Below are 6,970 nucleotides of genomic sequence, written 5' to 3' on the forward strand. Positions count from 1 at the left end.
ACGCCATGATAAAGCCCGAAATCGCTGTGCTCGATATTCAAGGCCACTATCGAATCCACACCGAGTTCTATCGCTGCGGCACCGCAGAAAACACCATTATTCTGGTCAATGGCTCGATGGCCACGACCGCCTCGTTTGGCCAGACCCTGAAAAACCTGCACCCCCATCTGAACGTCGTTCTGTATGACCAGCCGTACGCGGGCAAGTCAAAACCCCACAACCCTCATCAAAAGATGCTGACAAAAGAGCTGGAAGCCCAGGTGCTTCTTGAGCTGATAGAACACTTTGACGCGAATTATCTGCTGTCATTCTCGTGGGGGGGGACTGCGGCACTCACAGCGTTGGCAAGCACACCACGGCGTATCGAAAAAGCGGTGATCAGTTCCTTTTCACCGCTGATCAACGAAGCCATGCGCGATTACCTGGAACGTGGCCGCAGTTGCCTGGCAGCCTGCAATCGCACTCAGGTCGGCAACCTGGTCAACGACACGCTGGGCAAACATTTGCCGCCCCTGTTCAAGCGCTTCAACTTCCGCCATGTCAGCACGCTGGCCGCCCATGAATACGCGCAGATGCATTTTCATATCAACCACGTCCTCAATAATGACCAACCATGCTTTCTCGATGCTGCCAGGGGCATTGATATTCCGGTGTTGTTTATCAACGGCGCATGGGACGAGTACACCGTGGCCAACGATGCCAGGCGCTTTGCGCACCCCATCGCCAACAGCCAGTTCATCAGCCTGGAAAACACCGGGCACTTTCTGGACATGGAGCACAAATCTGCCAGCCACATCAGCAGAACCGCGCTGCTCAATTTTTTAGAACCGACACAAAGTGAACACCGGCAACAGTCCCTGTGAAGCGTTCCAGGCAACCCGAAAATTGAAAAAACACTGCAAAATTACGCATTTGAAGAATAAAACTTCTCATCAAGGCTGACATCTGGTACAAAGTCAGCCGCTCTGAGCGGGTGTCGTATAATGGTATTACTCCAGCTTCCCAAGCTGATCACGCGGGTTCGATTCCCGCCACCCGCTCCACTTCTTCAAGGCTTTCACCCCTCTGAAAGCCTTGCCTGTACAGCAGCAAACTCCCCCTTCGCGTTTTACAGCTTGCACACGATGTTCACCCGCGCCCCCTCTTTTTGACTCGATACATCGCCGTATCTGCATGGTGCAGCAATTGCTGGGCCTGCTCTCCGTGCTCGGGGTAAACCGCAATGCCAATGCTGGGAATGATGTTCAGCGTGTGATTGCCAATAAAGACAGGCTGGCTGAGGTTGAGGCGAATTTTTTCAGCCACGATCAGCGCATGCGATGGCAGTTTGAGCCTCTCCAGCACCAGCACAAATTCATCCCCGCTCATCCTGGAGACCGTATCGCTTTCGCGCACGCACAGCGTCAGGCGCCGCGCCGTCTGCTGCAACAAGTCATCACCCACCGCATGCCCATAGTTGTCGTTGACGAGTTTGAAATGGTCCAGATCGACATACAGCACGGCCAGGCATTCATTGTCCCGTTTGGCAGCGGCCAGCGCGCGGTGCAGGCGATCATAGAGAAGGTCGCGATTGGGCAAGTGAGTCAAGGCGTCGTACTGCGCCAGATACTGCAGGCGGGCATGCAATTGCTTGCGCTCAATGGCCGTTGCCACCTGGGTCGACACGTATTGCAGCAAGTCTTTGTGTTGCTCGGTGTAGCGTTCTTTACCCGGCAGGCTTTTGACCACCAACGCACCCATAGTGCCGTTCTGAGTGGCCAGCGGAACACCCAGCCATGACGGCCCATGGTCAGGCACACGCATGACGGGCTGGCCACTGAGCATGACCTCCTCACTCAGGTGGCGAACGGGCGAGTGCTGCTCAAGTGGATGATCGTCGACGTAATAGGGAAACGTCAGCGAACCCTGCTCCCGAAGTGCGACCGAGAAACTCACCGCGGGCAACCACTGCCCGATGAGCTGGTGCACACATTTGAACAGCGCCAGCAAATCCTCAGCCCCATGGGCAGCCTCCGAAATCGCAAAAAGAGCCGCCTGGCGTGACTCCGCCAGTTTGCGCTCGGTGACATCGCGGGCCACGGCAATGCGCATTTCATGGGTTTCAGACCAGCATGCAGACCATTGGATATGCACCACATGCCCGTCCTTGTGCACATAGCGGTTCTCGAAATTGAGCTTGGGTTCACCGGCCATGATGTCGCTGGCCGCGAGCAGCGTTCGCTCACGGTCAGCGGGGAAGACCAGATCGATCATCGACTGGCCTTTAAGCTCGTGGGGCTCATAGCCCAGGATACGTTTGCAGGCTGCACTGACATAAACGAAGCGACCATTGCGGTCCACCACACAGACAGCGTCAAGCAACAGGTCAATAAAACCTGCCTGGAGCAGGTAATTCTTGATGTCCATAGGGCAACTCGATGCCTCAGGGTTAAATGGAAACATTCATCCCTGACTCACACACCGCACCGCATTCCCTGCCACCTACGTCAAACGATAGTTCGTAACAACCCAGGCAGTGCATGCATCAACGCACTGATGGCAAAACCGATGAACATGACCCCGCACAGCCGGGTAATCAGTAGCTCATGACGCTGATAGAGTGCCCTGACATGCCCCGCTCCTACAATACCAACCAAAATCGCGTAGGCCATCGCCCCACCGACAAAACTCAATGCGATCAACCAGGGCAGCATTTCCCAGGTCAGAAGCTCTGCCCGGCTGGACAGCAGCGCCGTAAACGTCGCCACCGCCACGGGATACGCCTTGGGATTGGTCAGGCCGAAGAAAATCCCGTGAGCAAACGGCTGTCGCGCCGGTCCTTGCCGGGCAACGCTGCTGCGCTGGGCGCGCACCGCGCGCAATCCCAGCCAGAACAGGTAGAGCCCGCTGATCAAGCCCAACACATTGAAGGCAGTGCTGCCAAATTCACGCGCGCCCACGATGGCGATCAGCGCCGTGCTGCACCAGATCACATCACCCAGCAAATGCCCGCACAGAAATCCGGCTCCGGCACGTCGCCCACGGGCCGCACCAATGCCAAAAACAGCGAGCACGCCTGGCCCCGGGGTGATGCCATAGATAAAACCAGAAGCCAGAACGGCCAGTAACAACGAAGGTGTCATGCACACAGCTCCAAAAATCATGCCTCACGCTTTGCGTGACCCGTGAGGTCGCCCGATTTTGCACGTTCTTGAAGCGTCTGTAACCGCGTCTAGTGTCGACGCCCCAAAACATTAACCACCAGCCGATCGACCCAGCCCCAGATACGCTGTTTTACCCGTCGCCAGAGTGGTCGTGACTGCCAGTCTTGCAAGCTGACAGGCAGGCTTTGGGCAAAGTCCGCGTTAAAACTGGCGACCACCGCCTGCGTCAGCGCCGGATCGAGCGCCTCGAGGTTGGCCTCAAGGTTGAAGCGCAGGTTCCAGTGGTCGAAATTGCACGAGCCAATGCTGACCCAATCGTCAGCCAGCACCATCTTCAGGTGCAAAAAACAGGGCTGGTATTCCAGTATCTGCACACCGGACTTCAGCAGCCGCGGGTAATAGCGATGACCGGCGTAACGCACGGAAGGATGGTCGGTGCGCGGCCCCGTAAGCAACAGTCGTACATCAACGCCCCTGGCCGCCGCGCGACGCAGAGAGCGGCGCACACTCCAGGTGGGCAAGAAATAAGGCGTGGCCAGCCAGATACGTTGGCTGGAACTGTTGATCACCCGCACCAGCGATTGCAGGATATCGCGATGTTGATGAGCATCCGCATAGGCGACACGGCCCATGCCTTTGGCCTCCCGGGGCAGGCCAGGCAAGCGTGCAAGCCCGAAGTGAGTGGCGGGCTTCCATGCCTTGCGACTGATATTGGCGCGCCATTGACGATCAAACAGCATCTGCCAGTCCATGACCAGCGGGCCTTGAATGTTGACCATGACTTCATGCCATTCACAGGTGTCGTCACTGGGGCGCCAAAACTCATCCGTAACGCCAGTGCCCCCGACCACGGCCAGTTGCTGATCCACCAACAACAGTTTGCGATGATCGCGATACAGGTTGTTCAGGCCACGGCGCCAGCCAAGCGGGTTGTAATGCCTGAGTTCAACTCCGGCATCGGTGAGCCTTCGGCGCAAACTCAAACCCAGGCCCAGACTGCCATAGGCGTCAAACAGGCAGCGCACTCGCACCTCGCGCCAGGCGGCGTGTTCCAGCGCCTGCACGATGGCTTCGGCACAGCCACCCGCCTCAACCAGATACAACTCCAGATCAATCTGCTCTTGTGCCTGCTCGATGGCTGCCAGTATCCGGGGGAAAAACCGGGAACCATCGATCAGCAACTCGAACTGGTTGTCGCTGCGCCAGCCAAACACCGCGCCGGCCATCTTAGCGAGCCGTGAAAATCAGTACCGCACCCACCGGCACTGAAAAACTGATGGCTGACAATCCAGCCAATTTGCGCAAGGTTTCGAGCTCCGGCTGCAGGCCAAAATCTTCGGCTTGCAGCATCAGCGGCTCCAGGGTTACGACCTGAAAGCGCCGTTCATCAAGGCGGGTGGCCAACAGTTCGGCCTCATAGGTGTGTTGTTTGCCGCGCAGGCTCACCGTGACAGGCAAGTGCAGTTCCAGTTGCGCACCGGGGGCAAGATCATTGATCGGTTGCAAGTCAATCTGCGCCGTAATCTGTGCTTCCGGGAAATGCTTGAAATCGAACAGCACGTCGCGCATGCGCTCATCACGCAGCGGTACGGCACTGTTGACCGAATCCATTTCTATACGCAATTGCGCCAGGCCTTTACGGTCGACCTTGCCGTGCAGGACCAAAAAGCGATGCACGTTCGCGATATTGGCATTTTGCGTGGAGACAAACGAAAGCCGTGATGACTCACCGTCCAGATACCAGTTGGCCTGGGTAGAAAGGCTCACGCCAAGGGTCAACAACAAGGCGCAGGCAGAAGAAAACAACACTTTAAGCATAAAAACTCATCGACAAATAAACGTGGGCGAACATTAACCCTGGCGAGCGGTTTTGGCTGGACTTTTTAACACAGTGTTAGGACGCCGTCAGACACCGACAGTTCCTCCGGGGCTCCTGTCATACAAGCATCATCCAAACGTCACAGGGGTGACATTGCACCTGCCTAGCCTGAAGTTGCACACCTCAGTCGATTGGCAGAAACCCAAGGCGGGCCCGGTGCCTGCACGGAGATTCGCAATGTCCCAGATCGTCCGTATCCGCGACACCGCTCCAGAACGCCGTCTGCAGGCAGAGCGCCTGATCGGGCCCGACGCTTTGCGCGAGGCCCAGACCCTGCGTTTTCGTGTGTTCAGCGGCGAGTTGAAGGCCAGGCTCAAAGGCGCCGAACATGGACTGGACGAGGACGGTTACGACGCGCATTGCGAACATATCGGGGTCCGCGACCTCAATAGCGGCCAGTTGGTAGCCACCACTCGCCTGCTGGATCACAGTGCCGCCCGAAACATCGGCCACTTTTACAGCGAAGAAGAATTCAACCTTCACGGCCTGGCCAATCTGCAAGGGCCCGTACTTGAAATCGGAAGAACCTGTGTCGACCCTGCCTACCGCAACGGCGGCACCATCGCCGTACTCTGGGGCGAGCTGGCAGAAGTCCTCAACCACGGCAATTACCTATACCTGATGGGCTGCGCCAGCATCCCCATGCAGGACGGCGGCATCCAGGCTCAGGCAATCATGCAGCGCCTGCGCGAACGCTACCTGTGCACGGAACATTTGCGCGCCGAACCGAAAAAGCCGTTACCGGCCCAGGAAATACCCGCCAACGTCATCGCCGAAATGCCGCCATTGCTCAAGGCCTACATGCGCCTGGGCGCCAAGATTTGCGGTGAACCTTGCTGGGATGAAGACTTCCAGGTGGCAGACGTGTTTATTTTGCTCAAGCGCGATGAGCTATGCCCGCGTTATGCGCGACACTTCAAGGCGGCCATGTAATGAGCCGTTTGCGCCGATATGGCCGAGTGGCGCGTGTGCTGGCCGTTGTCAGCCTGGGGCTGGGCATGGCCAGTGCGTTCGCCGTGCTTGAGCGCTTGAATCTGAGCAGCACGATGGACCGTCGCCAGCGCTGGTCGCAATTTTTCATGTCTCGCCTGAGCAACGCCCTGCCCTTTCGCATCACCGTCGTCGGCCAGTTACCGGCAACGCCCATGCTGTGGGTCAGCAACCACGTGTCATGGACCGACATTGCGCTGCTGGGGCAACTCACCCCGCTTTCGTTTTTGTCCAAATCAGAAGTCCGCGGCTGGCCCGTTGCCGGTTGGCTGGCGGCCAAGGCCGGGAGCCTGTTTATTCGCCGGGGCGCAGGAGACAGCCAACTGATTCGCGAGCAAATGAGCCAGCACTTGAAGCACCCGCTTTCTCTGCTGATGTTTCCCGAGGGCACCACCACTGACGGGCGTTCGATACGTACCTTTCATGGTCGGTTGTTATCGGCGGCGATAGACAGCCAAGTGCCCCTGCAGCCGGTGGCCATACGCTATTTACGCAATGGCCAGATTGATGGGATAGCACCGTTTATTGGCGACGATGACTTGCTGTCACATTTACTGCGCCTGTTTAGCCATGAACAGGCCGAGGTCGAAATCCATCTGCTAGAGCCCATCGCCAGCCAGGCGCAGGAGCGCGCCGTGCTGGCGTTCAGGGCGCAGGAGGCGATACGGCGGGTGGTGACAGCGCCGGTGACGCAAACAGCTCCTCTGGGGGCGATGATCTGAACTGCCCTGTGTAACTGGAATAAAGGTTCCGCCCTCATTCCGGCACTGTTATGGGCATTCGTGGCGTTCAGGTAATCGAGTGGCTACAAATGCGTCGCAGACGTCACAAAACCTTGCGCAAAACTCCGTAGTCGCTGACGAGGAACGAAGGCTGCGTTCGCTTTGGTGCGCCACTGCGACGCAGCAGTCGTAAAACCGGACACAGCGATCGTTCAAGTAAATCCCGGACTCAGGTT

7 protein-coding genes and 1 tRNA gene are annotated in these 6,970 nt (G+C 57.6%); 4 read left to right on the plus strand and 4 right to left on the minus strand.

The annotated features are described in order from the left end of the window. Window positions 1–5: 5 nt before the first annotated feature. Window positions 6–863 carry an alpha/beta fold hydrolase gene (locus tag KO536_RS21900; RefSeq protein ID WP_257623032.1) on the plus strand — a complete coding sequence of 286 codons (858 nt, stop codon included), beginning with the start codon at window positions 6–8 and terminating at the stop codon, window positions 861–863. Window positions 864–969: 106 nt separating this feature from the next. Beyond that, window positions 970–1,043 (plus strand) — tRNA-Gly (locus KO536_RS21905). A gap of 85 nt (window positions 1,044–1,128) precedes the next feature. On the opposite strand, the gene KO536_RS21910 is transcribed toward KO536_RS21905, so the two are convergent. The 4 genes from KO536_RS21910 to KO536_RS21925 form a co-directional block, all read right to left on the minus strand. Then, a complete protein-coding gene (locus KO536_RS21910) occupies window positions 1,129–2,406 on the minus strand; it encodes a GGDEF domain-containing protein (RefSeq protein ID WP_219262929.1) in 1,278 nt (425 codons plus the stop codon). 80 nt (window positions 2,407–2,486) lie between these two features. Beyond that, window positions 2,487–3,122 (minus strand): LysE family translocator, encoded by a 636-nt coding sequence (locus KO536_RS21915; RefSeq protein WP_133077697.1) that lies wholly within the window; start codon window positions 3,120–3,122, stop codon window positions 2,487–2,489. Between the two features lie 89 nt (window positions 3,123–3,211). Beyond that, window positions 3,212–4,369: a phosphatidylserine/phosphatidylglycerophosphate/cardiolipin synthase family protein gene (locus tag KO536_RS21920; RefSeq protein WP_133077698.1), complete on the minus strand. Its 1,158-nt coding sequence runs from the start codon at window positions 4,367–4,369 to the stop codon at window positions 3,212–3,214. A gap of 1 nt (window position 4,370) precedes the next feature. Then, a complete protein-coding gene (locus tag KO536_RS21925; RefSeq protein WP_219262930.1) occupies window positions 4,371–4,961 on the minus strand; it encodes a YceI family protein in 591 nt (196 codons plus the stop codon). Window positions 4,962–5,199: 238 nt separating this feature from the next. Between KO536_RS21925 and olsB the strand changes: the two genes are divergently transcribed. Beyond that, window positions 5,200–5,955: an L-ornithine N(alpha)-acyltransferase gene (gene olsB, locus KO536_RS21930; RefSeq protein WP_219262931.1), complete on the plus strand. Its 756-nt coding sequence runs from the start codon at window positions 5,200–5,202 to the stop codon at window positions 5,953–5,955. Next, a complete protein-coding gene (locus KO536_RS21935) occupies window positions 5,955–6,734 on the plus strand; it encodes a 1-acyl-sn-glycerol-3-phosphate acyltransferase (RefSeq protein ID WP_219262932.1) in 780 nt (259 codons plus the stop codon). The genes olsB and KO536_RS21935 overlap by 1 nt, the downstream gene beginning before the upstream one ends. Window positions 6,735–6,970 lie beyond the last annotated feature (236 nt).

The sequence above is a fragment of the Pseudomonas sp. NKUCC02_KPG genome, assembly GCF_019345465.1.
GTDB lineage: Bacteria > Pseudomonadota > Gammaproteobacteria > Pseudomonadales > Pseudomonadaceae > Aquipseudomonas.

What these genes read in the sequence shown, in the direction of transcription:
- KO536_RS21935 (WP_219262932.1), top strand. Translation starts at nt 5,955, where the DNA reads ATGAGCCGTTTGCGCCGATATGGCCGAGTGGCGCGTGTGCTGGCCGTT.
- KO536_RS21920 (WP_133077698.1), bottom strand. Translation starts at nt 4,369, where the DNA reads ATGGCCGGCGCGGTGTTTGGCTGGCGCAGCGACAACCAGTTCGAGTTG.
- KO536_RS21915 (WP_133077697.1), bottom strand. Translation starts at nt 3,122, where the DNA reads ATGACACCTTCGTTGTTACTGGCCGTTCTGGCTTCTGGTTTTATCTAT.
- KO536_RS21900 (WP_257623032.1), top strand. Translation starts at nt 6, where the DNA reads ATGATAAAGCCCGAAATCGCTGTGCTCGATATTCAAGGCCACTATCGA.
- KO536_RS21910 (WP_219262929.1), bottom strand. Translation starts at nt 2,406, where the DNA reads ATGGACATCAAGAATTACCTGCTCCAGGCAGGTTTTATTGACCTGTTG.
- olsB (WP_219262931.1), top strand. Translation starts at nt 5,200, where the DNA reads ATGTCCCAGATCGTCCGTATCCGCGACACCGCTCCAGAACGCCGTCTG.
- KO536_RS21925 (WP_219262930.1), bottom strand. Translation starts at nt 4,961, where the DNA reads ATGCTTAAAGTGTTGTTTTCTTCTGCCTGCGCCTTGTTGTTGACCCTT.